The following is a 24,659-nucleotide window of genomic DNA, read 5'->3' as shown; positions in this document are numbered from 1 at the left end:
CCTGTGCCTCAGGTCGACCGGCGCTTCACCAGCTCCGTCGGCAGGATCACCGCCGCCGGGTCCTCGCCGCCGATCTGGGCGAGCAGTACGCGCACCATCTCGGCGCTGATGCGATCCCAGGGCTGACGGATCGTGGTCAGCTCCGGGCTCGCGGCCGTGGCGGCGGGGGAGTCGTCGAAGCCGCCGACCGCGACATCTTCCGGAACGCGGCGTCCGGCCCGCCGGAGCACCGCCAGTACGCCCTGTGCCATCAGGTCGGAGGCGACGAACACGGCGTCCATGTCGGGCACTTGGGTGAGGAGGCGCTCGGCGCCCGCCTCACCGCTGGAGCGGCTGTAGTCGCCGGAGACGATGAGCCGCTCGTCGATCTCCATGCCCGCCTCGGCGAGCACCTCCCGGTAGCCCGCGAGCCGTTCGACACCGCCTGGTGTGTCCAGCGGACCGGTCACCACGCCGATGCGATGGCGGCCGAGCGCCAGCAGATGGCGCACCATGTCCCGGGCGCCGTCCCGGTCGTCCGCGGCCACGTAACTCACCTTGGAACCCATGCCGATGGGCTTGCCGCAGGCGACCAGCGGCACCCCGGCCTCCCGCAGCTGCTCGGCGACCGGGTCGCCGGAGTGGCTGGAGACCAGCAGCACTCCGTCGACGTGGCCCGCGGTGATGTACCGCGTGATGCGCCGCCGTTCGTCCTCGGTGCCGGCCAGCATCAGGAGCAGCGGAATGTCGTGGGCGGCCAGCGCCTGAGTGCAACCCCGCAGCAGGACGTTGAAGTTGGGGTCCTCGAAGAACCTCTCCTGCGGTTCGGTGAGCAGGAAACCGATCGAGTCCGAGCGTCCGGTGATCAGCGAGCGGGCATGCCGGTTCACGACGTAGCCCGTCCTGCGGATGGCCGCGTTGACCGCCTCCTGCGCCGCCGGGCTCACATAGTGGCCGCCGTTGAGTACGCGTGAGACGGTGCCGCGCGAGACACCGGCCTCGCGCGCCACGTCATGGATCGTCGGCGGCTTGCGCCGGCCCCCCATCGAGTGCATGGTCATGACTTTACGGCTCCGGACAGCAGGTCGAGGCTCCAGAACCGCTGGATGACCAGGAACAGCGCGATCAGCGGGATCACCGCGAGCAGAGCTCCCGTGATCACGAGCGTGTACAACGCCGGGGTGTTGGCGCCTTGTTCGAGGAGCGTGAACAGCCCGAGGGTGATCGGGAACTTCTCGTCGTCGCTGAGCATGATGTACGGCAGCAGGAAGTTGTTCCACACCGCCACGAACTGGAACAGGAAGACGGTCACCAGACCCGGCACCATCATCGGCAGTGCGACCCGTGTGAAGATCCGCCACTCGCTCGCCCCGTCCATCCGCCCGGCCTCGACCACATCACTCGGCACGGCCGCCGTCGCGTAGATGCGAGCGAGGTAGACGCCGTACGGCGAGAGGATCAGCGGCAGCAGCACCGACGCGTACGAATCCGTGAGGTCGGCCTTGGCCAGCAGCAGATACTGCGGGATCGCCAGGATCACCGGCGGCATCAGCACACCGGCCAGGACGATGTTGAACACGGTCTCGCGGCCACGAAAGCGGTAGATCGCGAGGGCGTAGCCGCTGAGTGCCGAGACCGCTGTCGACAGGAGGGCGCCCAGGCCCGCGTAGAGGGCGGAGTTGCCCATCCACTTCCAGTAGACGCCGTCACGATAGGCGTTGAGGTCGGACAGGTTCTCCGCGAAGCCGGTGCCCGGCAGGAACGTGAACGTCGAGAACAGCTCACGGCCCGACTTGGTCGCCGCGATCAACACCCAGGCCACGGGCAGCAGACAGTAGATCGCGCCGAGCAGCAGGGTGAGCGTCGGGGCGAAGGCGATCCGGCGGCGGAGCGGCGGCCCCTGCGCGGTGCCGGGCGCCGTGCCTGCGGTAGGGGCGGCCTTGCGGACGGCAAGGGAACTCATCGTGCTTCCTCCTGCTTGGTACGGGAGTTCGCGGCGCGGAGGAAACCGAAGGACAGGACGAGCGTGACGAGTGCGATGATCACCGCCGCGGCGGCCGCCGAGTAGATGTCGCCCTTGCCGAAGGCGTCCTGGTGCACCTTCATCAGCGGACTCCAGGTCGTGGAAACGGAGTTGGTGAGCGGCTTGAGGATCGTCGGTTCGCTGAACACCTGGAGCGTCGCGATGATCGAGAAGAAGAAGGTCAGCACCAGCGAGGGCGCCACCATCGGGATCTTGATGCGCAGCGCGATCTGCAGCGGGGTCGCACCGTCCAGCTTCGCCGCCTCGTACACCTCGGCCGGGATGGCCTGCAACGAGGTGTAGATGACGATCATGTTGAAGCCGGTGCCGCCCCAGACCGCGATGTTCGACAGCGCGGCGTACAGCCCTCCGCCGTCCAGCAGGTCAGGCTGCGGCATCCCCAGCTGGTCGAGGACGAAGTAGAAGGGGCTGACGTCCGGCAGGTACAGGAAGCCCCACAGCATCGCCGCGACGACGCCGGGAATGGCGTACGGCAGGAAGATCGCGAGCCGGGTGAACGGCGCGAGCCGGACCTGGTCGGAGTCGAGCATCAACGCGAAGAGCAGGGCCAGGCCGAGCATGACCGGGATCACGATGGCGCCATAGCCGAGCACGCGCAGCGCGCCGTCCAGCAGCTCGGAGTCGGTGAGGGCGTCGGTGTAGTTCTCCAGGCCCGCCCAGACCTCGCTGCGGGCGCCCGAGCCCAGGCCCAGCCCCTTGACCTGGACCTTGTGGAGGCTGAGCCAGACCGCGTAGCCGATGGGCAGCGCGAAGAAGAGGGCGAACAGGATCGCTGCGGGGAGGAGGAAAAGATAGGGAGCGCTCCGCGCTCGTTTGAGGGTGGTGGTGGGAGACGGGAGGGCGTACGGGGCCCCCTTGACCCCGTACGACTTCCGGCGTGCCGTCGTCACTCCGCGACCTCGAAGCCCTGCTTCTTCATGTCGGCGACCGTGTCGTCCTGCATCGTCTTCAGGGCGGCACCGAAGTCCGACTTGTCCTTGGCGGCCTTGCCGAACGCGTCCTTGAAGGTGGTGTACGCGACGTTCACGTTCGGGCCCCATGCGGAGGGTGCGGTGGTCTTCGCGATCTCGGAGGCCTGGGTGTAGAAGTCCGGCTGGTTGGAGAAGAAGGCCGGCGGCTCGGCGAACGCGTCGCTGGTCTGCGCGGTCGTGGCGGCCGGGTAGATGCCGCCCTCCTTCGCGAGCGCGGTCAGCGCCGCGGGGTCCGTGTTCAGCCAGGCGGCGAACTTCGCGGCGGCCGACTTGTTCTTGGAGTCCGTGGTGACGGCCGTGGAGGAGCCGCCCCAGCTGCCCGTCACGTTCTCGCCGGCCGACCACTGCGGCAGCGGGGCCATGGCCCACTTGCCCTTGGTGTCGGGCGCGGCGGTCGTCAGGGTGCCGGGCGCCCAGACCGCGCTCACCCAAGCGATCTGCTTGCCGGTGTTGAGCGCCTTGTTCCAGGCCGGTGTGTACATCGGCTGGTTGTCGATCGCGCCCTCCTTGACGAGACCGCCCCAGAAGTCGGCGACCTTCTGGGTCGCCGAGTCGTCGATGCCGACCTTCCACTGCTCGCCCTCGGTGGTCCACCACTTGGCGCCCGCCTGCTGCGCCAGACCCGCGAACTGTCCGGAGTCGTTGGCGGAGAACGTGGTGAGGTCCGTGTCCGCGGACTTCTTCTTCAGCGCACGGGCGGTTTCCGCGAACTCCTCCCAGGTCCCCGGGACTTCGAGTTCGTACTGCTTGAAGAGGTCCTCGCGGTAGTAGAACATCATCGGCCCGGAGTCCTGCGGGATCGCGTACACCGCGTCCGAGCCCAGCGTCGTCTGCTGCCAGACACCCTCGGCGAACTTGTCCTTCACGCCGTCCACCTCACCGGCTATGTCGGCAAGCGCGTCATTGCTGACCAGCGTCGGCAGGGCCTGGTACTCGGCCTGCACCAGGTCCGGGGCCTTCTTGGCCTTGTGCGCCGTGAGGATCTTGGTGACGAGGGTGTCGCCGGACGCCTGCTTCTTCACCGTGACGGTGATCTGCTCGTCCTTGCCCGGGCCCTTGTTCCACAGGTCGGCGACCTTGTCCATGCCCGGCGTCCAGGACCAGTACGTCAGCGAGACCGGCCCCGAGTCGGCCTCGCTGTCGTCGTCCGAAGAGCCGCAGGCGGCAAGAGCGGTGGCACCGAGCGTGACGGCGACCGAGATGGTCACGAGGCGACGCGGCTTCGTGTGTGGCATGGATGTATCTCCCTGACCGTGGTCTCCGCCTGCTGCGGAGGCCTGCCATGCTTCTGTGAGCGTTCACAGTAGAGAAACATCCAGGACACTTGTCAATGGTTGTTGCTGTGCGGTTATGTTGGGCTCACGCCGACAACATTGTGTGTGCACGTTCCCAAATGATCGATAAATCGGGAGAGATCCATGCCGGAGACCACCCCCAAGGGCCTCACCAGGCTCGCCTTCGGTGGGGACTACAACCCCGAGCAGTGGCCGGAAAGCATCTGGCACGAGGATGTCCGGCTGATGCGGGAGGCGGGCGTCACGGTGGTGAGCGTCGGGATCTTCTCCTGGGCCCTGCTGGAGCCCTCGCCCTGGGTGTACGAATTCGGCTGGCTCGACCGACTTCTTGATCTTTTGCACGAGAACGGGATACGCGCCGACCTCGGTACGCCGACGGTCGCGCCGCCGGCCTGGTTCTACCGGGCGCATCCCGAGGCGCTGCCGATGACCGCCGACGGGACGCGCTACGAGTTCGGCTCGCGCGGCGCCATCTGCCACAGCAACCCGCACTACCGCGAGGCCGCCGCCGCCATCACCACCCGGCTCGCCAAGCGGTACGCGGACCATCCCGCGCTCGCGCTGTGGCACGTCCACAACGAGTACGGCGTCCCCGTCTCGGCCTGCTACTGCGAGTTCTGCGCCGCGCACTTCCGCCGCTGGCTGGCCGCGACGTACGACACCGTCGGCGCGGTCAACGAGGCCTGGGGAACCGCCTTCTGGGGTCAGCGGTACGCGGACCTCGATCAGATCAACCCGCCCCGGGTGACCCCCACGGTCGGCAACCCGGCCCAGGCGCTCGACTACAAGCGCTTCGCCGACGCCACCATGCGCGAGAACTTCGTGACCGAGCGTGACATCCTGCACCGCCTCTCGCCCGGCATCCCGGTCACCACGAACTTCATGACCGCCCTCAGCCAGTGCGACTCCGTCGACTACTGGGCCTGGGGCCGCGAGGTCGACCTCGTCAGCAACGACCACTACCTGATCACCGACGGCCGCCGTACCCACGTGAACCTCGCGATGGCCGCCGACCTCACCCGCTCCGTCGCAGGGGGCGCCCCCTGGCTGCTCCTCGAACACTCCACATCGGGCATCAACTGGCAGCCCCGCAACCCCGCCAAGGCTCCCGGCGAGATGGCCCGCAACTCCTTCGCACACGTGGCCCGCGGCTCCGACGGCGCCCTGTTCTTCCAGTGGCGGCAGTCCCGGCGCGGCGCGGAGAAGTTCCACTCGGCGATGCTGCCGCACGCGGGCACGGACTCGCGGGTGTGGCGCGAAGTGGTCGAACTCGGTGCATCCGTTGGCGCGTTGGCGCCGATCCAGGGCAGCCGCACCGTGGCCGACGTCGCAGTCGTCTGGGACTGGCAGTCCTGGTGGGCGCAGACCCTCCAGTGGCGCCCCAGCGAGGATCACGACCCGCGCGAACGCGCCGACGCCTTCTACGAAGCCCTTTACGACCGCCACCTCACCGTCGACTTCGCCCACCCCGAAGCCGACTTGTCGGCCTATCCACTTGTCGTCGTGCCCGCCCTGTATCTGATGACGGAGACAGCGGGGCGGAACCTGAAGGCGTACGTCGAGAACGGCGGGACCCTCGTCGTCTCGTACTTCTCCGGCATCGTCGACGAGCACGACGCCGTGCACGACGGCGCCTATCCGGGCCCGCTGCGGGACGTACTCGGCCTGACCGTCGAGGAGTTCTCGCCGCTGCTCCCCGGTGACCAGGTCCGCATCACCGGACCCGAGGGCTCCGAACTCGCCGCCGACGTATGGACAGAGTTCGTCGTGCCGCGCGGCGCCGACACCGTCTGGACGTATGACGACGGGCTCGCCGCGGGCCACCCGGCCATCACCCGGCACCGGCTCGGCGAGGGCACCGCCTGGTACGTCTCCACCCGCCTGGCGCACGACGGCCTCGACGCCCTCCTGGGCTGGGCCGCCGAGGACGCCCGCATCGCGCCGCGCGCCGACCTGCCGCACGATGTCGAAGTGGTGCGCCGCAGTGGCGAGTCCGGCACCTACCTCTTCGCGATCAACCACACCTCGTCGGACGCCAAGGTGCCGCTGGAGGCGCACGGCACCGAGCTGCTGACGGGCGAACGCGCCGCGGGCCGCCTCGCGGTTCCCGCGGGAGCCGTCCGGGTCGTACGACTGGACGGCTGAGCCGACTCCCCGCCGCCCGTGCGAGCATCCGAGCCGCGGGCGAAGGGGCACCCCCCAACCCAACACGTCGAAGGGACGACGGACGACGATGTTCCATCCCAGACGCACACTCAGGGTCCTGCTGCCGCCGCTCGCGGCCACTCTCGCCCTCGCCGCCCTGCCCGCACCTTCGGCGCAGGCGGCGAGCACGCTCCAGAACACCGGCTTCGAGGCCGACGGCGCCGGTGTCGCCACGCCCGGCGGCTGGTCGGAATACGGCTCCACCGGCGCCTCCTTCGTGGAGTCCGGTGGCCGCAGCGGCAGTTACCGCCTGACGCACTACGCGTCCTCCGCGTACAAGGTGGAGACGTACCAGTACCTCTCCGGGCTGACCAACGGGAACTACACCCTCAGGGCCTGGGTGCGCTCGGGCGGCGGGCATAAGTCCGCCTACATGGCGCAGAAGAACTGCGGAAGCGCCGAGCAGCGCACCGATCTGCCGGTCTCCAGCAGCGGGTGGATCCGCGTCGTCGTCCCCATCAGGGTGACGAACAGTCAGTGCACGATCAGCGTCAACTCCGATGCGAACGCGGGCAACTGGATCAATGTCGACGACCTGACCTTCACCGCGGGCACGACAAACGGCCTGGCCGTCAAGGGCTCTGACGTTTCGTCGCTCGCCAAGAGCGAGGCCAAGGGCGGCGTCTACCGGACCAGCTCCGGCAGCACGGGGGACGCCCTCGCCATCCTCAAGTCCAACGGGCAGAACTACGCCCGCCTCAAGGTGTGGGTCAACCCGGCAGACGGCTACAACAACAAGGCCCGTGTCCTCGCGATGGCCAAGCGTGTCAAGGCGCAGGGCATGAAGCTCCTGCTCGACTTCCACTACTCGGACACCTGGGCCGATCCGGGCGCCCAGTCCAAGCCCGCCGCCTGGGCCGGACACTCGTACAGCCAGTTGAAGACGGACGTCTACAACCACACGTACGACGTCCTGCACGCCCTGAAGGCGCAGGGCACCACGGCCGACATGGTGCAGGTCGGCAACGAGATCAACGGCGGCATGCTCTGGAACGAGGGCTCCACCGACAACTGGGGCCAGCTCGCCGGACTGCTCAACTCCGGCTACGACGCGGTCAAGGCGGTCAACTCGTCCACGACCGTCGCACTGCACCTCGCCGAGGGCGGCGACCTGGCGGGCACCCGCTGGTGGTTCGACAGCGCACGCTCGAACGGTGTGAAGTTCGACGTCATCGGCCTGTCGTACTACGGCTACTGGCACGGTTCGCTCACCGACTTCCAGACCACCCTGGACGACGCGGCGACCCGCTACGGCAAACCGGTCTACGTCGCCGAGACGGCCTACCCCTTCCGGCTGGGCAGCAAGGACGCGCACGAGGACATCATCAACACGACCGGTGAGCTGGTGGCCGGATACCCGGCCACGACGGCCGGGCAGACGGCCTGGTTCCGGGACATCATGAACATCGTGGAGGCCGTCCCGAACAACCGCGGCCTCGGTGTCTTCTACTGGGAGTCCACCTGGACCGCGGTCAACGGCAACGGCTGGGACCCGACCGACCCCGCGTCGGGCAACGCCTGGGAGAACCAGGCCCTGTTCGGCTACGACGACCGGCCGCTTCCGGCGATGTCACTGTTCAACCGCCGGTGACTCACTGACGGACACCGGCTGACCGAGAGCCCGCCCACGCGCGAAGCGTGGGCGGGCTCTTTCGTCACGTACCGCCGCTGCCGATACCGCCATCGTCGGCGCCGGACGTCCAGAACGGCTCGCGCAGCTTGAACTTCTGCAGTTTCCCGGTCGCCGTACGCGGCAGTGTCTCGACGAAGTCGACCCGCTTGGGCGTCTTGAAACCGGCGAGCCGCGTACGGCAGTGGGCGATCAACTCCTCGGCGGTGACGCCCGATCCGTCCGTCACGACGAGCGCGGTGACCAGCTCGCCCCACGTGGCGTCCGGAATCCCGATGACCGCCACCTCGCGCACGGCCGGATGCGAGGTGATCACGTCCTCCACCTCGATCGACGAGACGTTCTCGCCGTGGCTGTTCCGGTTCGTCGACGACGGCGACGCGGTCCCGATACACATGCGCCGCGCGGTCGAGGAAGTCACGGACGCTCGGCGGGTAGTACACAACAGCACCTCCGGGTCGGTGGTTCCTCCGTACGTGCCCCGGCTGTCACCGCGACTCGCGCGCCGTCGCCCGCCGCTGAAGGATCGCCAGCACCTGCTCGCCCCAGTGGACGGTGGCCTCCTCGAACTCGATGCCGCCCAACAGCGTGAGATACGGGCCCACACGCTCGGACCTGGTCAGATGCTCCTCCTCGGTGCGGCCGTCGAGCAACCGCAGCCGGAGTCGTTCGTACCGGGCCAGTTTCGCCCGGGCCCATTCGATGCGCTCCTCGACGGCAGTGCGTACGGCAGGGCCGTCACCCTCGTCCACCGCCTGCAGCTTGACCAGTAGCTCGTCACGGATCGCGGTGGGCCGGGGCGGGGCGGCCGTGAAGTCGTACAGTGCACGCCGGCCCGCCTCCGTCAGTGCGAAGAGTCGCTTGTCCGGCCGGCGTTCCTGGCGTACGACCCTGGCCTCGATCAGCCCCTCGGACGCCATGCGGTCCAGCTCGCGGTACAGCTGCTGGGGTGTGGCCATCCAGAAGTTGGCGACCGACGCGTCGAAGGTCTTCGCCAGGTCGTAGCCGGAGGCTTCGCCGTCCAGAAGCGTGGCCAGCAGAGCGTTGCGCAGTGCCATGCGAGGAGCGTACTGTCCGACACACCTAATCAACAAATTGACTATGAGGTGGGCCATGAACCCCTTCCGTAAGGCCGTCGAGGACGGCGACCACGAAGCCGTCGTCGCTCTGCTCGCCGAGGACGTCGTGTTCACGAGCCCCGTGGTGTTCAAGCCGTACGCCGGAAAGGCGATCACCGCGGCGATCCTGGGCGGCGTTCAGCGCGTCTTCGAGGACCTCCGCTACGTCCGCGAGATCGCGAACCCGGACGGCCGCGACCTCGCCCTGGTCTTCGAGGCACGCGTGGGCGACCGGCAGATCCAGGGCTGCGACCTGCTGCACTTCGACGAGGACGGCCGGATCGACGACCTCACGGTCATGGTCCGCCCGCTGTCCGGTGCCCAGGCGCTCCAGCAGGCGATGGCGGTCCAGTTCGAGAGCATCGAACGAGAGGCGGCGGGCGCGTGAGAACCCCGGAGCGTTAGCCTGATCTCCTGCCACGACCAGGAGATCTACGTTCATGACAGCGCCCCGATCCGAAAAGGTGGACGGCCCCGGGGATCTCCGTGTGCCCGCCGGGCGGCCGTCGTCGTGGCACGGACAGGGGCCGATCGTGGCGGTGGTCGCGGCCGGCGGCGCGCTGGGCGCGAGTGCCCGCCACGGGGCCTCGCTGATCTGGCCCACGCAGACCGCCGCCTTCCCCTGGGCCACGTTCTGGGTCAACGTCATCGGGTGTGCCGTGATCGGCGTCTTCATGGTCGTGATCAGCGACGTGTGGGCGGCGCACCGGCTGGTCCGCCCCTTCCTCGGCACCGGCGTCCTCGGCGGTTTCACCACCTTCTCGACGTATGCCGTCGACATCCAGAAACTGGTCGACGAGGGCCGCCCCCGGACCGGCCTCGCCTACCTCGCCGCCACCCTGGTCGCGGCGCTCGTGGCGGTGTGGCTCGCGGTGACGGCGGCCCGCCGGGTACTGGCATGGAGGCGGCGATGACAAGGCTGACCGGCGACGCCCTACGGTTGACGATCTTCATCGGCGAGAACGACACCTGGCACCACAAACCGCTGTACTCGCAGATCGTGCACCGGGCGCGCGCGGCGGGACTCGCGGGCGCGAGCGTCTTCCGGGGCATCGAGGGATTCGGCGCGTCCTCGCTGATCCACACCTCGCGGCTGCTGTCGCTGAGCGAGGACCTGCCGGTGGCCATCGTCATCGTGGACACCGAGGAGCGCGTACGCGGCTTTCTGCCGGAGCTCGACGAGCTGGTGGGGGAGGGGCTTGTGATCCTCGACGACTGCCAGGTCATCCTCCCCCAGTCTCGGCTTCGCTCGACCGGGGGCACCCCCATCGCAGGTCGCGACGAGGACCCCGCTGCCACTGAGGGGAAAGGCAAGAAGCCGTCGTGAACTGGCTGTTGGTGATCGCCGGTGGCATGGTCGGCGCACCCCTGCGCTACCTCACCGACCGCGCGGTGCAGTCCCGTCACGACACGGTCGTCCCCTGGGGAACCTTCACCGTGAACGTCGTCGGCTGTCTGGTCCTCGGCACACTCACAGGCGCGGCTGCGGCCGGCGCGGCCTCCTCACACGTCCAGCTGCTGCTCGGTACCGGCCTGTGCGGGGCGCTCACCACGTACTCGACGTTCTCGTACGAGACCCTGCGGCTGGCCGAGGACGGGGCCCGTTTCTACGCTGCGGTCAATGTGATCGCGAGCGTGGTCGCGGGGCTAGGCGCGGCATTTGTGGGGGTTTCGGTCGCTCAGGTTCTGTGGGGGTAGGCGGCTTCACTGATCCTGGACCCGCGCTTACCGGGGCGGCTTGAATCGGCCTGTTGCTGATCGGGCTGTTGGGTTGGGGTGTGATCGGGTAAGCGTCCGTTACACAACGGAGGCCGCTCGACACGAAGTTGATGGCCTCAGGCCGCTCCTACACTGATGAGGGCGGGTGAGGGCACGTGTGACGTTCGGGGGAGACGATCACTGTGGGGCCGGAACAGGGACAAGTGCGGGTGCTGTCCGAGGACGGCGTCCTGTACGGCGCGGGAGTGCTCGTAGCGCCCGCCGGGAACGGAGTCCACGTACTGACGTGCGCGCATGTCGTCGCCGCTGCGCTGGGACTTCCCGGCGGGGGACGGCTGACCGGTACGGAAGGTCCCGGGGGCGTTCTCCCGGACGGCGGACTGCTCGTCGATCTGCCGGGGCGAGCCTGGTCCGCCGTCGTACGCCTCGTTCCCGGCGGCTGGTTCCCGCCACCACCGCTGGACCGCGTCGTCCCCGGCCAGGAACTGGCGGACCGCGGCGACCTCGCCGTACTGGCCCCGCACGGTGACGGCCCGCGGCTGCCACCCCATGAGGCACCGCTCCCGCTGGCCGAGTGCGGCCCGGCGGACGAGCGGCGGGTCGCCATCATCGGCTATCCGCGCGGATCACCCGCTGGACTCATCGCGACGGCCCGGGTGACCGGGCGCGGCGGGCCGTGCCCGGAGTGGGTCCAGCTCGACGGTGTCCGGATGACCGGCGCGGTAGTCGAGCGCGGATTCAGCGGGGCCGCCGTCTGGGACCCGGCGATCCGGCGGGTCATCGGTCTGGTCACCGCGGCCGCAAAGGACCGTACGGTCAAGGTCGCCTGGATGCTGCCCATGGAGGCCGCGGCGCGCTTGTGGCCGCCCCTGTCCGGCGCCCTGCGCGCACCTGCTCCACGCCCCTGTTCACCACCATCGATGGAGGAGTCCTACGAACTGGCCGAAGCGTTGCTGGACGTCCCGCAGATCGGACACGACAGCGGGCGACTCCTGCGCCGGCAGCTCCCCGCAGCGGTCCGGCGCAACGTTCCGGACCACCCCTGGCCGCGACAGCAACTCCAGGCAGTCGTACAGGCGTGCGCGGAGCAGCCCGGCGGATGCGCGGCGTTACGCGCGGCGGTGGGCAGCCTCGGTGGGGGCTCGGCACCGGCAGCGGCGGCGCTGGCGGTACTCGCCAGGGTCTGCTGCTCGGACGGTGAGGCATCGGGAGAGCCTCGATGACGGATACGGAGGCCCTGGTGGGCGGCGCGCGGAGCAACCTGCCGAGACGTGAACTGCCCAGGTACCTGGTGGACGAGGTGGAGAACGTCAGCCGGCTCACCGACCTCGCCGCCCTGCACGACCTGGTCCACCGGTTCGGCCACCGCGTGCGGACGGCCGCCGAGAGCACCGTGCCCACGTCCCGCCGAGGTCTGCTCGTCCAGCTCATGGAGGAGCTGTGCGCCCAGCCCACCGGACTCGCGCCCCTCGTACGCCATCTGGAGGTACGCGAGGGCAACACGCCCGGCATCCAGCGGCTCAAGGCCGCGGTCGCCGCCTGGCAGGTCGAGCTGTTCTCCACTGAGGAATGGGACGAGATCTTCGATCTGCTGGATGGTGTGCAGGTGCCTGACCTGCGGCGCTGGTACTCGGAATTCCTGCACGGTCGTGGCAGGCCGGCCGCTCCCGCCCACTGCACCGAACCGTGGGTCGTGTTTCTGCACGCGGCGTCCCTGAACGCGCGCCCGGGGGAGACGCTGCCGTGTTTCCAGCTCCTGCGCCAGCTCGTGCTGGTCGCCGACAGCGACCAGCACTTCGGGCTCGTGGACTGGGCGGACGCACACGACCCGTACCGACCCGAGAGCGACGGCGACGGCGCCCGGCCCTCGGCGGACAAGACACCGGCCCAGCAGCGAACGGACGTGTGGAGCCCCACGAGTTACCTCGTCATCCGTCTGCGGCCGCTCCTCGACGCCGACCGTGACAGCCGCGCCCTGCTCTCGCACTGGTGGCGCGCGCACCCCGGTGATCAGCAACGCGGCAAGGACAGCCGGATAGACCTGCGGCACGCCGAGAAGGCCGTACGAGAGCTGATCCACCGGGCCGAGAGCGAGTGGGCCTATCTCAAGACCGACGTGGCTGTCGAATTCGTTCTTCCGCACACGCTGCTCGATCTGCACGTGGAACGATGGCGGAAGACTTCCTTCCAAGGAGTGGGTGGGGTGTTGGGGGAGGACCATCACGTCGTGGTGCGGAGCCTGGACCGTCACAACCGGCGTGATCTGCACGGTCGTTGGGGCAGCCGCTGGCGGGCGTTCACGGAGGGCCGGGCCGGTCGCGTCCACTGGTTTCCCGAGGACGGACGCGCCCATCTGCTCTCCGAGCCGCTGCCCGCCGTGGTCGTGCTCAGCGGGGCACCGGAGAGCGCACGGCGTGAAGACGGGGTGTACGGAGGTTCGGACGAGTTGGGAGAAGCGCTGCGTGCCGGTGTGCCTGTCGTCCTCTGGGACCGGAGAGGAAGCTCCGACCCGGCCTTTCGTACCGCACTGCGTGATCTGCTGGACCGTCACGATCCACGCGGATTACCTGGTGTCGTCAGGGCGTTGCGTATAGCGTCCAGTGACCGCGATGCTGAAGCGGAAACTGTTGTCGGCCGCCATGTCGCTCTGCTGTGGGACGACCCGGACCGGATGCCTGTCGCGCCCGCGGTCTCTCCCATGGTCGTGGAGGAGGGTCCGTGACACTTCCTGACGACGCTCCCAAACAGCAACCCGCGAACTCCTCTGCCCCACCCGACGGCGCACGGCCCCGCTGGTGGATCTACCGCGGAACCGGCGAACCCCTTCGCGACACCACCTTGGGTGAGCTCCTCCCTCCACCGCCCCCCTGGCGTGTGTTCCACGGCGAGCCCGTACTCGGCGCGCCCCCGGACGACGAGGCGGAAACCGTCCGGCGGCTCGGCACACACCAACCCGCCGGTTACACCTCGGCGTTCGCCCACCGCGAGGCGGAGATGGTGAATGCCGCGCTGATGCTGCGCCGCCCCCTGCTCGTGAGCGGACGCCCCGGCACCGGGAAGTCCAGCCTGGCCTACCGCATCAGCAGGGAGTTGAGGCTCGGCCGCGTGCTGCGCTGGCACATCACGAGCCGCACCACACTGCAGCGAGGGCTTTACGAGTACGACGCGATCGGCAGGGTCCAGGACACCGCGGCCCTGCGCGCGGCCGCAGGTGACTCGGTGTCGGAAGACAAGGCACCCACCACCCCGCCCGGTGTTGGCGACTACATCCAGATCGGGCCGCTCGGAACAGCCCTCCTGCCGCACAGCGAACCACGTGTTTTGCTGATCGACGAGCTGGACAAGAGTGATCTTGATTTGGCCAACGATCTGCTGAGTGTCTTCGAGGAAGGGTCGTACACGATTCCGGAGTTGAGGCGTGCGCGGCGTCGGCATCCCCTCGTGCGGGTGACGACGGACGATCCCGACGGAGAGGCGGAGATCTCCGGAGGAATCGTCAACTGCCGTGCCTTTCCGGTGGTCATCATGACCTCGAACAGTGAGCGCGAGTTCCCTCCGGCTTTCCTGCGCCGGTGTCTGCTGCTTCACATGCCGGAACCGAGTGAGGACGACCTGGTGGGCATGATGGCTGCCCATTTCGGCGAGGACATGGCCGAGGAATGGGGAGGGCCGCTGATCGCCCGGTTCCTGGAGCGCAGTCGCGGACTCGGTGGTCTCGCGATCGATCAGCTCCTCAACTCCGTCTATCTGGCCACGTCCGGCCGAAGCGAGGTTGAGGACGGCGACCTGCGGAGCCTGGTCGAGTCGGTATGGCACCGGCTCGACGGAACCTCACCCGGGCTGAGGCAGGAATGACCGGCGATCCGGAGCGGCAGTCCCCACCAGGGCTGTCCTACCTCGAGTTCATGGATGCCGTGTACCTGGCGGCATGCCAGCACGCGGCCGCACCGTACCGGGACTGGCGACCGTCGAGACCGCGCCCGCCGACGGACACGTCGCCTTACCGCGGCGGGCCGAGTGCCGGGAACGGCGCGCCCGGTGCTCACCACCAAGCTCCTTCCGAGGAACGGCCGAACGAGCCCGAGACGGATGCCCGCGGCTCCGATGAGGACCTGGAAGACCTGACACAACAGCGCTCGGCTGGGACCGACCCGACGACCGCGGCAACGGTCACGGCGCCGGAGGACATCACGAGGCGGCACGAAGGGCAGGACCAGTACAGCCCGTATTCAGGCCCCCAGTGGGAGCCGTCCGGGCCGGCCCCGGCCAACGGCGAAGGCTGGACCGAAGCGAGCGCTGAGGGGCACTGGGCCACGCAACTCCCGGGCGGTGGTCTCGCCCTGGGGCACGCGTTGCGGCCACTGAGACTGCGACGGCCGGCCACCGAAGCCTGGGTACTCGACGAGGAGGCCACCGCGGAACGCGTCGCGGCCGAGGACCTGTGGCTGCCGGTGTGCGGACATCCCGACGAGCGACGCCTTCAACTGGTCCTGCTCATCGACACGGCTCCCTCGATGGAGCTGTGGAGCGAGACGGTCCGGGACTTACGCAATCTGATGGAGCACACGGCGGCCTTCAGGACCATCACCACCGTGCCGCTCGACATCTCCGCGGCGGGAACCGCGCTGCGCCGTCGCGGCATGGGACGTGCGGCGTCCGAGACCTATGGGCCGGACGATGTGGTGCTCGTGCTCACGGACGGATTCAGCAAGGCGTGGCGCAACGGCGACGCGGCCGCGTTCCTCTGTGCCACCGCTCGGTCCTCACCCACCGCCGTCCTGAGTCTGATGCCCCAGGAGGTATGGGAGTTCACTCTGCCCACCGCGGTCAGGGCCCAGCTGGCCGCCGAACGCGCCGCCGTGCCGAACGGGTTGTTGCGGTTGCTGCGTACGAGTGGTTCCGGAGCGGGGCTCGACATCCCCGACACCCCGGCTGCCCCCCGGACCTCCGAAGCCGTACCCGTGCCCTTGCTGGAGCTGGCCCCCGGGTCCCTGGCGCGTTGGGCGCGGCTCGTCGCCGCATCCGGCGGCACGCACGACGTGGCCGTGCTGCTCACCGGCCCGCGCGGCGACCTCGGAGCGTCACGGCATTCCTCCGGAGCCCTGCTGGGCCCCCTGCCGGGCCGTGCCCGGGATGCCGTACGACGCTTCATCGCGAAGGCGTCACCCGCTGCGTTCGCCTTGGCTCGCAGGCTGGCCGCCGCCCCTCTGAACCTGCCGGTCATGCGTCTCATCCAGAGATCACTGCCGGGAACGGAGGCGTGGAACCTCGCCGAGATCCTGCTGTTCGGGCTCGTGCAGCGCACGGACAGCCGTATCGACTCGGAAGACGCCCAGCAGGTGTCCTTCGACTTCGGAGAGGGAGTGCGAGAGGAACTGCTGGGGCTCGGCACACGAGGGGAGACCATGGACGTACTCCGGCAGGTCTCCGCCCATCTCGGCCCTCGACTGGCCACTTCGGTGGCCGGGGGTGATGCTCTGTTGCAGTGGCGCGTCGACGCCGTCGACCCACCCGTCACCGAGCGCACCAGGCCGTTCGTGCGCCCCCTGCACACCGCCCTCTGCGCCCTCTCAGGGCCCTATCTGACCCGGGCCACCCGGTTGAAAAGGCTCCTCCACGAGGCCGGAGAGCCCGCTTCGCCGGTTGAAATGACACAGCGTTACGGGTCCACTACGGTTGGGGATTCGCCCCCCGTGGCACCACCCTCCGCGTCTCACCGGCAGGAGTCGCCCCGATCGCAAGAAGCCTCAGGAGGTTCCGTGTCCACCGCGTCGCAGTCCGTTCCATCCCTCGCGCATACGGAACCGCCGCCGCGGTTGTGGGGCAGTGTCCCGCAGCGGAATCGCAATTTCACCGGCCGCGAGGATCTGCTCGAACAACTGAACAGGCGGCTGACCGAGGGAGTCACTGCCGTACTGCCCGAAGCACTGCACGGCATGGGGGGAGTCGGTAAGTCCCAGATAGCCATCGAGCATGTATACAGGCGGAGCAGGGACTACCGATTGATCTGGTGGATTCCATCCGAACAGACCAACCTGATTGTGCAGTCCCTGATTGAGCTCGGGGAACAAATGGGCCTGCGGGCCGGCGCCGACCGAAGCGCCGTACCTGCGGTCTTGGAGGCCTTGCGGGTCGGAGAACCCTACTCGAATTGGCTCCTGGTTTTCGACAACGCGGAGAATCCGCAGGAAGTCAGGCAGTTTTTCCCCAACGACGGCCCCGGACGAGTTCTGGTGACGTCCCGCAATTCTCAGTGGTCGAGCTTGGCCAATTCACTAGAGGTCGATGTGTTTGCACGTGAGGAAAGCGTCGCGCTGATCAAGCGGCGTAGTCCACAGATCCCCGAGGACGCCGCCAGCAGGCTGGCCGACTCACTCGGCGACTTGCCGCTCGCTGTCGAACAGGCCGCGGTCTGGCTCGCCGAGACGGGGATGCCGGTACACCAGTATCTTGATCTGTTCGAGACGAAGTACGCGGAACTGCTCCAGGTCGATCCGCCCGCGGACTACGACCTTCCCGTGGCCGCGGCCTGGAACGTCTCGCTGGACCGCCTCAGGGAGGACCATCCGGCGGCCCTCCAACTGCTTCAGGTCTGCGCGTACTTCGCTCCTGAGCCGGTCGACTGGGACTTCTTCTCCGCGGTCCGGGGTGTCTCTGCGCCTCCGGGGCTACGCGCGGCGCTCGACGATCCGATCAAGCTGGCACGTGCGGTACGGGAGATCGGCCGCTACGCCCTCGCACGCATCGACCACCGCAAGTCGACCATTCAGGTACACCGTCTCGTGCAGCGCGTCCTCATCGAGCAGATGAACAGCGCGGAGCGGGCGGAGATGCGTCACTGCGCGCACCAGATCCTCGCCCACGCCGACCCCAGGAACCCTCAGCGGTCCTCCGACTGGCCCCGCTACTCGGCACTCCTGCCTCATGTGCGCGCCTCCGGCATGGTCGACTGCGAGGACCCATGGGTGCGCGAACTGGTGCTCAACGAGGCCCGGTTCCTGCAGGCCCGCAGTGACTACGCCGCGGCGCTGGAGGCCGCCGAGGAGGCGGTGGGTGCCTGGCGGCGCCTTCTCGGCGACGAGCACGAGCATGTGATCTCGGCGGACCAGGTGCGTGCCCAGGCATTGCGCTGGCTGGATCGCTACGCGGAAGCGTACGAGCTCCAGTCGGAGCTGGTGGACCGCTGCCGGCGGGTGCTCGGCGAGCGCGACGAGGCCACCCAGCGCGCGCTGAGCGCGCTGGCGGGCCTGCTGCGCCTGCGCGGAGACTTCTACGGGGCGCGCGAAATGGATCAGCAGGTCTACGAGGTCACGCTGCGGGAGCAGGGCCCCGATGACCCGGGCACGCTGCTGGCGGCGCACAACTACGCGGTGAGCCTGAGACTGGCGGGGGACTTCGAGGAGGCGCACAGGCTGCACGTGGACACCTACGAACGGCGCGTGGAGGTGATGGGGGACGACCATATGCAGACCCTCAACACCCTGCACTCCGTCTACATCGACCTTGCGGAGCTGGGACACTTCCGCGAGGCGCTGGAAGGTCAGGAAGCGCTCTGGAACCGGACGCTTCAGTTGCTCGGAGAGGAGCACTCCCTCACGATCTGGGTGGTGCGCGAACTGTCCGTGGCGCGCCGCAAGGCCGGTGACCACAGCGGCGCGCTGGAACTCTCCGCCAAGGTGCTCGACCTGGTGCGGCGCAAGCGCGGCGAGAAGTCCCTGGACGCCCTGCGGGCCGCACTCAACCACGCGACCGACCTGCGGCAGACGGGCGACCTCGTCGCGGCGGCCGAACTCGGCCGCCAGACGATGCTCCAGGGCCGTGAGCTCCTCGGCGAGGAGCATCCGCACGCGTACGCCACCGCCACGAACCTCGCGGTCACACTGCGGCTGCTGGGACAGATCGAGGAGGCGCACGAGTTGGACGAGGCGGCGGTGAGAGGCCTCAGCAGGGTCCTTGACAGGAACCATCCGCGCACGCTCCTGGTGCGGACGAATCTGGCCAGTGACCTCTTCGCGAGGGGCGAGTTCCAGCAGGCTCGCGACCTGGACCGGGAACTGCTGGCGCACAGTGCCGAGTCCCGGGGCGACACCCACCCCGCGACCCTGGCGATCATGCTCAATCTGTCCTACGACCTCAAGGCGCTGGGGGAGGCCGCCGAGGCGAAGGAAGTGTACGACCGGGCGCTCGCGTCGTTCCGTCAGGTGCTCGCGCCCGATCACCAGGCCACCAGGGACGCGGTCAACGGGATCCGGGCCAACTGCGACATCGACCTGCTGAGTATCTGACCGCGGGTCGCTCGCGACCGGGCCGTCGTGAGCTCAGCCAGGTGGCGAGTTCGTCCGGCCCGGGGGCGGTCACACCGCGGTCGGTGAGGGCCTTACGGAGCGCCAGGACCAGTTCCGGGCGCTCCAGGAAGGACGAGCCCGCAGCGTCGGGGGCGCTGAGCGCGCTCCCGATCCAGGAGGTGAGGGACGGAGGTTCACGTCGGTACGCGGCGTGGGCGGCGTCGGTTTCGCCACACGCCAGCAGCGCGTCCGCGACCGTCGCGTCCCTGATGCCCAGCGGGTGTGCTTCTCCGGCGACGAGCTCGGTGCGCACCCTGTGGAAGGTCGCGCGGTCCGTGAACCAGAGGCGCGCGAGCCAGGTCCGGGCCGCTCCCGGCCCGGACGCGCGGGGTGGGCCGGAACGCGCGGTTCGTAATCGGGCCGCCGGGAGGACAGTCGACGGCGGACGCCCGGACAGCCAGAGATCGGCGAGCGTGGCGGCCGCCTCGGTATCCACGACGAGATGAGTCGCCCGCCAGGCCGCCCACACATCGCGGCAGCACAGATCGGCCAGCCGCCCCGGACTCCCGGGCACCGGCTCCGCCCCGACGCCGGCAGTCTCCTTCAGCACCCCGGCGACGATCAACCCGCCGGCCCGCGTCAGTCCCGTGGCGTTGCTCAGGGCCGCCAGCGCGGTCCGCACCTGCCACCGGTGAAGGGCGAACTCGAAGTCCGCGCGTTCCTTGTCGTGTGCCCGCCGCGCGTTCCAGAAGGACATGACCCCGGCGAAGGCGTGCGCCCCGTACAGCAGACCTCGCAGCGGACGGGGATCCCTGCGCCAGGGTGCGAAGTAGACGGGCTGAGGGCCTTCCCGGACGGAGACGGACAGCGGTGTCAGTTCGGCCAGTGCGCTCACGAGTTGGTGCCGCGCCTCATGGATCAGGATGGCGGCCATGGCCTGCGCGTCGCAGGGCAACGACATGGTGACCGCCTCGTAGGCGTCCGGTGCCGTGGCGCTGACGGCCAGTAACTCGCTCGGCCCGTCGACCGGCACAACCGTCCGCACGGTTCCGGTCACCAGGCGATGAGCCGTGGGGTGGTCCCGGCGGAGCAGCGCGTCGCTCGCGCCGAGGAGGGCCTGCCAGCGGTCGAGCGCATGCCGTGAGAGCTGTGCGGGATCCTTCACGGCGCGGAAGTCCCGGTAGGGGCTGAGGTGGTCGAGCGTCAGGGGCGCGGGTCCCGTGGGACCGCTTCTGTCGAGGAGCGGCAGGGGGAACCAGCCTTCGGCGGCGTGGGTCAGATCGTCGGGAAGGCGGATGGATCCGCTGTCCCCGAAGACCGCCGCTCCCCGAGGCCCGCACTCCATGGTCACCACGGGCCAGGCGCCCCGGCTCACCGTCCCGGTGACCCCCAGGGACGGCAGCCACAACTGCCCTTTGCGCGCGGGGATACGCAGCCTGGCGCGGGTCCTGGCACGCAGGGCGGCTGCACCCGCGAGCGCCCCGAGCAGGGTGACCCCCGCCCACCGCGGAGCGTCCCCGGGCGAGGGCGCGGCGCCAAGGTGCAGGTGCCGCAGCAGCTGGAAGACCCAGGCGCCGACTGCCGGATCCGCCAGAACGGCCTCCACCGCAGCGGGTGCGGAACGCTGCGTGTGGGCGAGGAGGTCCCATGCGGCCGAGGGCCGGGTCGGTGCGTCGCTGCCCTGAGGGCCGCCGTCGTCCGGCTGCTTGTGCCCGGCGAGGACCGTCAGGAGAGCCAGCAGCAGTCGGCTGCGCTGAGCCGACCGCAGGAGAGCGAGATCGGTGTCGCCCACGTCGCCCGTGGCGATGGCTGCGAACGTCCGTGGCGGCAGCCGGAACGGCTCAGCGTCGGTCAACTGTCATGGGTCGCACCGGTCGGCGCCGAGGACGTGGTGCCGCACAGGGCCGCCATTTCGCCGTCGCACAGTGGAGCCGAGTCGCCGGCCAGCCTGTGATGAAGGGCGGCGAGCGCTGTGGGTAAGTGGCTCGCCCTGCCGAGTTCGTACAAGGGGATGTTCGACAGATCGATCAGATCCGAGCGAAGGATCCCCGCGTTTTCCGCCTTGTCCGCCATGTCTTCCATGGTGGACGAAGGTTCCCCTCGCGGGAAGACCCACAAGTAGCCCTTGACAGTACCTCCCTGCGCCCCCCAGGATCACCCCCGTGAACCTGTCAGACAGCCAGACAGGTGGCTCGGTGCCGCGGCGCGTCAGCGCGATGGAAGCGGTGCTCAGTCATCTGCGGAGTGCGATCGAACGCGGCGAGTACGCCGTGGGGGACAAGCTGCCGTCCGAGGCGGAGCTGTGCCGGAGCCTCGAGGTCAGCCGACCGGTGCTGCGCGAGGCGCTGCGGGCCCTGCAGACGATGGGCCTCACCGTGTCCCGTACCGGCAAGGGCACGTTCGTCGTCTCGAACGGTCCGGTCGTCGACCCCACGTTCGGCGACTACGCGGCCAGCGACCTGATAGAGGTCCGGCGCCACGTCGAGATCCCCGTCGCGGGCTACGCCGCCGCCCGCCGCACGCCCGAGGACCTCGACCATCTCGCCCACCTGCTCGACCGGATGGAGAGCGAGACCGACACCACCGCCTGGGTGGCCATGGACACGCTCTTCCATCTCGCCGTCGCGCAGGCCGCGCAGAACCCGGTCTTCCGCCGTGTGATCGAGGAGATCCGCGACGCACTGGCCCGCCAGTCCGCGTTCCTCAACGAACTCGGCGGCCGGCGCGAGCAGTCCAACCGCGAACACCGGGCGATCGTCGAGGCGTTGATCGACGGCAGCGAGCACGACGCCACCGAAGCCATGGCCCATCACCTCGACCGCGTCGAGACGACCCTCACCGCGATCGTGCGACCCGAGGGCGCCGAAAGCCCCGACGGCCCCGAGAGCCCCGACACCCCCACAGAAGGCGAGACCCCGGAGTGAGCGAGCAGTCCCTTGAAAAGGACATACGGAAACCGGCGAGTCACGTCGACGCAGGCGACGCGGGGTACAGCAAGTCCCTGAAGTCCCGGCACGTCAACATGATCGCCATCGGCGGCGCCATCGGCACCGGCCTCTTCCTCGGCGCCGGCGGACGGCTCGCCGACGCCGGGCCCTCGCTCTTCATCGCGTACGCCGTCTGCGGTGTCTTCGCCTTCCTGGTGGTGCGGGCGCTCGGCGAACTCGTTCTGTACCGGCCCTCCTCCGGCGCCTTCGTGTCGTACGCGCGGGAGTTCCTCGGCGAGAAGGGCGCGTACACCGCGGGCTGGATGTACTTCCTGAACTGGGCGACCACCGGCATCGCCGACATCACCGCGGTCGCCACCTACACCCACTACTGGGGCATGTTCTCCGACATCCCGCAGTGGGTGATCGCGCTCATCGCGCTCGCCGTCGTCCTCACCGTGAACCTCATCTCGGTGAAGATCTTCGGTGAGCTGGAGTTCTGGTTCGCGATCATCAAGGTCGGCGCACTGGTCGCCTTCATGCTCATCGGTATCTTCCTGCTGGTCACCCAGCAGCCCGTGGACGGCACCACCCCCGGCCCCTCCCTGATCACCGACAACGGCGGCCTCTTCCCCAACGGCCTGCTGCCGATGCTGCTGATCGTCCAGGGCGTCGTCTTCGCCTACGCCTCCGTCGAACTCGTCGGCGTCGCGGCGGGCGAGACGGAGAACCCGGAAAAGATCATGCCCAAGGCGATCAACTCCATCATGTGGCGCGTCGGCCTCTTCTACGTCGGCTCAGTGGTGCTCCTCTCGATGCTGCTGCCGTGGTCGTCGTACAGCGCCGGCGAGAGTCCCTTCGTCACCGTGCTGTCCAATATCGGCATCCCGGCCGCGGGCGGCGTGATGAACCTGGTCGTGATGACTGCCGCCATGTCCTCGCTGAACTCCGGCCTGTACTCCACCGGCCGCATCCTGCGCTCCATGTCGATGTCCGGCTCGGCCCCGAAATTCACCTCGGTGATGAGCCGCAGCCAGGTCCCGTACGGCGGGATCATGCTCACCAGCGCTATCTGTGTACTCGGCGTCGGGCTCAACTTCGTCGTCCCCGCCGACGCGTTCGAGATCGTGCTGAACTTCGCGGCCATCGGCATCCTCGCCACCTGGGGCATGATCATGATCTGTCACCTGATGTTCTGGCGGAAGACCCAGGACGGCGAGCTGGAGCGCCCGAGCTACCGGCTGCCGGGCTCGCCCTGGACCGAGCTCGTCACGCTGTTCTTCCTCGCCTCCGTGCTGGTGCTCATGTACGCCGACGGGGGAGCGGGACGTACGACTGTGCTGTGTCTGCCGCTGATCGTGGCGGCTCTGGTGGCGGGATGGTTCGCCGTACGGGGCCGGGTAGCGGACGTACGGAAGTCCGGAGTCGACGCGTGAGCTGCCTCAACACCTTTGCCGAACAGGGCAGTTCACTCGCCGTGGCGCCCACGATCCGGGAGCCGCTGCACGCGCCCGTCGCCCACCTCGTACGCGGCGGTGTCATCGAGGGCATCCACTACGGCTCGGTCGTCGTGCTCGGCGCCGACGGGACGGTGGAACTGCAGATCGGCGACATCGAGGCGGCCTTCTACCCGCGCTCGGCGCTCAAGCCCGTACAGGCGGTGGCGCTGCTGCGGGCCGGGCTGCCGCTCGACGGGGAACTGCTCGCGCTGACCGCGGCCAGCCACTCCGGTGAGGAGCGGCATCTCGACGGAACCCGGCGGATCCTGGAACAGGCCGGGCTCCCCGAGGACGCTCTCCGCAATGTGCCGGACCTGCCGTACGACCCGGTCGTACGGGAGGCCTGGGTGCGTGAGGGGCGGCTGCCGTCGCAGCTCGCGCAGAACTGCTCGGGCAAGCACGCGGCGATGCTCTACACGGCACATCTGAACGGCTGGTCGCTCGAGGACTACCTCGACCCCGCGCATCCGCTCCAGCAGGCGATCGCGGAGATCGTCGAGGATCTCACCGGGCAGGCCATCGCGGCGGTGACGGTGGACGGTTGCGGTGCGCCCCTGTTCTCCATATCGCTGCACGGGCTCGCGCGCGCCGCGGCCCGGATCACCACCGCACCGCCCGGCACCCCCGAGGCGCGGGTCGCCGACGCGATGCGGAAGCACGCCGAGATGACCTCCGGCTCCGGCCGCGATGTCGCCTCGCTGATGCGGGCCGTGCCGGGGCTTCTCACCAAGGACGGCTTCGAGGGCGTACACGTCGCGGCGCTGCCCGACGGGCGGGCGGTCGCCGTGAAGATCGCGGACGGGGCGGACCGGGCCCGGCTGCCCGTGGTCGCCGCCGCCCTCGCACGCTGCGGCGTCGACCCGGCCGTGCTCGCCGAGTTCGCCCAGGCGCCTCTGTTCGGGGGCGGGGAGGTGGTCGGGAGCATCCGGCCGGCCCGCGCACTGGAACCGCTGACCGAGGCCTAGGGGGTTTCTGATGGGCCTCCGC

At 69.2% G+C, this 24,659-nt stretch carries 20 protein-coding genes and 1 pseudogene; 13 read left to right on the top strand and 8 right to left on the bottom strand.

The genetic code is table 11. The annotated features are described in order from the left end of the window. Positions 1-8: 8 nt before the first annotated feature. The 4 genes from ACFYO0_RS10690 to ACFYO0_RS10675 are packed head-to-tail and all read right to left on the bottom strand — an operon-like array spanning position 9 to position 4,229. Positions 9-1,040 carry a LacI family DNA-binding transcriptional regulator gene (locus ACFYO0_RS10690; RefSeq protein WP_388673365.1) on the bottom strand — a complete coding sequence of 344 codons (1,032 nt, stop codon included), beginning with the start codon at positions 1,038-1,040 and terminating at the stop codon, positions 9-11. Then, complete coding sequence (locus tag ACFYO0_RS10685; protein WP_388673363.1) at positions 1,037-1,942, bottom strand: carbohydrate ABC transporter permease; 906 nt, start codon at positions 1,940-1,942, stop codon at positions 1,037-1,039. The genes ACFYO0_RS10690 and ACFYO0_RS10685 overlap by 4 nt, the downstream gene beginning before the upstream one ends. Then, on the bottom strand, positions 1,939-2,913 hold the full coding sequence (locus ACFYO0_RS10680) for a carbohydrate ABC transporter permease (protein ID WP_388673361.1): 975 nt from the start codon (positions 2,911-2,913) through the stop codon (positions 1,939-1,941). Before ACFYO0_RS10680 ends, ACFYO0_RS10685 begins: the two co-directional genes overlap by 4 nt. Continuing rightward, a complete protein-coding gene (locus tag ACFYO0_RS10675) occupies positions 2,910-4,229 on the bottom strand; it encodes an ABC transporter substrate-binding protein (protein WP_388673359.1) in 1,320 nt (439 codons plus the stop codon). Before ACFYO0_RS10675 ends, ACFYO0_RS10680 begins: the two co-directional genes overlap by 4 nt. Positions 4,230-4,412: 183 nt before the next feature. Between ACFYO0_RS10675 and ACFYO0_RS10670 the strand changes: the two genes are divergently transcribed. Together ACFYO0_RS10670 and ACFYO0_RS10665 are read left to right on the top strand one after the other, a co-directional pair. Then, the gene (locus tag ACFYO0_RS10670) at positions 4,413-6,434 is read left to right on the top strand and encodes a beta-galactosidase (RefSeq protein ID WP_388673357.1); all 2,022 of its coding nucleotides are present in this window, start codon (positions 4,413-4,415) and stop codon (positions 6,432-6,434) included. Positions 6,435-6,522: 88 nt separating this feature from the next. Further along, entirely contained in the window at positions 6,523-8,085 is a 1,563-nt protein-coding gene (locus ACFYO0_RS10665) for an arabinogalactan endo-beta-1,4-galactanase (protein WP_388673355.1), read from the top strand. Between the two features lie 64 nt (positions 8,086-8,149). Here the strand turns inward: ACFYO0_RS10665 and ACFYO0_RS10660 are convergent. Together ACFYO0_RS10660 and ACFYO0_RS10655 are read right to left on the bottom strand one after the other, a co-directional pair. After that, a pseudogene (locus ACFYO0_RS10660) lies at positions 8,150-8,473 on the bottom strand (AMP-dependent synthetase); the annotation flags it as partial. Between the two features lie 139 nt (positions 8,474-8,612). Beyond that, a complete protein-coding gene (locus ACFYO0_RS10655) occupies positions 8,613-9,182 on the bottom strand; it encodes a PadR family transcriptional regulator (protein ID WP_388673353.1) in 570 nt (189 codons plus the stop codon). Positions 9,183-9,237: 55 nt separating this feature from the next. Here ACFYO0_RS10655 and ACFYO0_RS10650 point away from each other — a divergent pair, with 55 nt between their 5' ends. The 8 genes from ACFYO0_RS10650 to fxsT all read left to right on the top strand — a co-directional run bounded on the left by ACFYO0_RS10650 (position 9,238) and on the right by fxsT (position 19,246). Beyond that, the gene (locus ACFYO0_RS10650; RefSeq protein ID WP_388673351.1) at positions 9,238-9,630 is read left to right on the top strand and encodes a nuclear transport factor 2 family protein; all 393 of its coding nucleotides are present in this window, start codon (positions 9,238-9,240) and stop codon (positions 9,628-9,630) included. A gap of 52 nt (positions 9,631-9,682) precedes the next feature. Continuing rightward, positions 9,683-10,156 carry a fluoride efflux transporter CrcB gene (gene crcB / locus ACFYO0_RS10645; protein WP_388673349.1) on the top strand — a complete coding sequence of 158 codons (474 nt, stop codon included), beginning with the start codon at positions 9,683-9,685 and terminating at the stop codon, positions 10,154-10,156. Next, positions 10,153-10,569, top strand: coding sequence for a DUF190 domain-containing protein (locus ACFYO0_RS10640; protein WP_388673347.1), 417 nt, complete (start codon positions 10,153-10,155; stop codon positions 10,567-10,569). Before crcB (ACFYO0_RS10645) ends, ACFYO0_RS10640 begins: the two co-directional genes overlap by 4 nt. After that, entirely contained in the window at positions 10,566-10,940 is a 375-nt protein-coding gene (gene crcB / locus ACFYO0_RS10635) for a fluoride efflux transporter CrcB (RefSeq protein ID WP_388673345.1), read from the top strand. Before ACFYO0_RS10640 ends, crcB (ACFYO0_RS10635) begins: the two co-directional genes overlap by 4 nt. A gap of 203 nt (positions 10,941-11,143) precedes the next feature. Further along, entirely contained in the window at positions 11,144-12,184 is a 1,041-nt protein-coding gene (locus ACFYO0_RS10630) for a trypsin-like peptidase domain-containing protein (RefSeq protein ID WP_388673343.1), read from the top strand. Continuing rightward, positions 12,181-13,683 carry a hypothetical protein gene (locus ACFYO0_RS10625; RefSeq protein ID WP_388673341.1) on the top strand — a complete coding sequence of 501 codons (1,503 nt, stop codon included), beginning with the start codon at positions 12,181-12,183 and terminating at the stop codon, positions 13,681-13,683. The genes ACFYO0_RS10630 and ACFYO0_RS10625 overlap by 4 nt, the downstream gene beginning before the upstream one ends. Further along, entirely contained in the window at positions 13,680-14,816 is a 1,137-nt protein-coding gene (locus ACFYO0_RS10620; RefSeq protein ID WP_388673339.1) for an AAA family ATPase, read from the top strand. The genes ACFYO0_RS10625 and ACFYO0_RS10620 overlap by 4 nt, the downstream gene beginning before the upstream one ends. Then, a complete protein-coding gene (gene fxsT, locus ACFYO0_RS10615; RefSeq protein WP_388673337.1) occupies positions 14,813-19,246 on the top strand; it encodes an FxSxx-COOH system tetratricopeptide repeat protein in 4,434 nt (1,477 codons plus the stop codon). Before ACFYO0_RS10620 ends, fxsT begins: the two co-directional genes overlap by 4 nt. Here the strand turns inward: fxsT and ACFYO0_RS10610 are convergent. Continuing rightward, positions 19,200-21,101: an aKG-HExxH-type peptide beta-hydroxylase gene (locus ACFYO0_RS10610; RefSeq protein WP_388673335.1), complete on the bottom strand. Its 1,902-nt coding sequence runs from the start codon at positions 21,099-21,101 to the stop codon at positions 19,200-19,202. The two genes, fxsT and ACFYO0_RS10610, sit on opposite strands and share 47 nt — an antisense overlap. Then, entirely contained in the window at positions 21,098-21,319 is a 222-nt protein-coding gene (locus ACFYO0_RS10605) for a hypothetical protein (protein WP_388673333.1), read from the bottom strand. The genes ACFYO0_RS10610 and ACFYO0_RS10605 overlap by 4 nt, the downstream gene beginning before the upstream one ends. 89 nt (positions 21,320-21,408) lie before the next feature. On the opposite strand from ACFYO0_RS10605, the gene ACFYO0_RS10600 reads away from it, so the two are divergent. Genes ACFYO0_RS10600 through ACFYO0_RS10590 form a run of 3 tightly spaced genes read left to right on the top strand, consistent with a single transcriptional unit; the run spans position 21,409 to position 24,637 of the window. Next, positions 21,409-22,170 (top strand): FadR/GntR family transcriptional regulator, encoded by a 762-nt coding sequence (locus tag ACFYO0_RS10600; RefSeq protein ID WP_386348686.1) that lies wholly within the window; start codon positions 21,409-21,411, stop codon positions 22,168-22,170. Continuing rightward, the gene (locus ACFYO0_RS10595; protein WP_388673330.1) at positions 22,167-23,609 is read left to right on the top strand and encodes an amino acid permease; all 1,443 of its coding nucleotides are present in this window, start codon (positions 22,167-22,169) and stop codon (positions 23,607-23,609) included. Before ACFYO0_RS10600 ends, ACFYO0_RS10595 begins: the two co-directional genes overlap by 4 nt. Further along, on the top strand, positions 23,606-24,637 hold the full coding sequence (locus tag ACFYO0_RS10590; RefSeq protein WP_388673328.1) for an asparaginase: 1,032 nt from the start codon (positions 23,606-23,608) through the stop codon (positions 24,635-24,637). Before ACFYO0_RS10595 ends, ACFYO0_RS10590 begins: the two co-directional genes overlap by 4 nt. Positions 24,638-24,659: the final 22 nt, after the last annotated feature.

Source organism: Streptomyces sp. NPDC006365 (assembly GCF_042870755.1).
Classification (GTDB): domain Bacteria; phylum Actinomycetota; class Actinomycetes; order Streptomycetales; family Streptomycetaceae; genus Streptomyces; species Streptomyces xiangluensis.
This window is presented reverse-complemented; position numbering and strand designations above follow the sequence as displayed.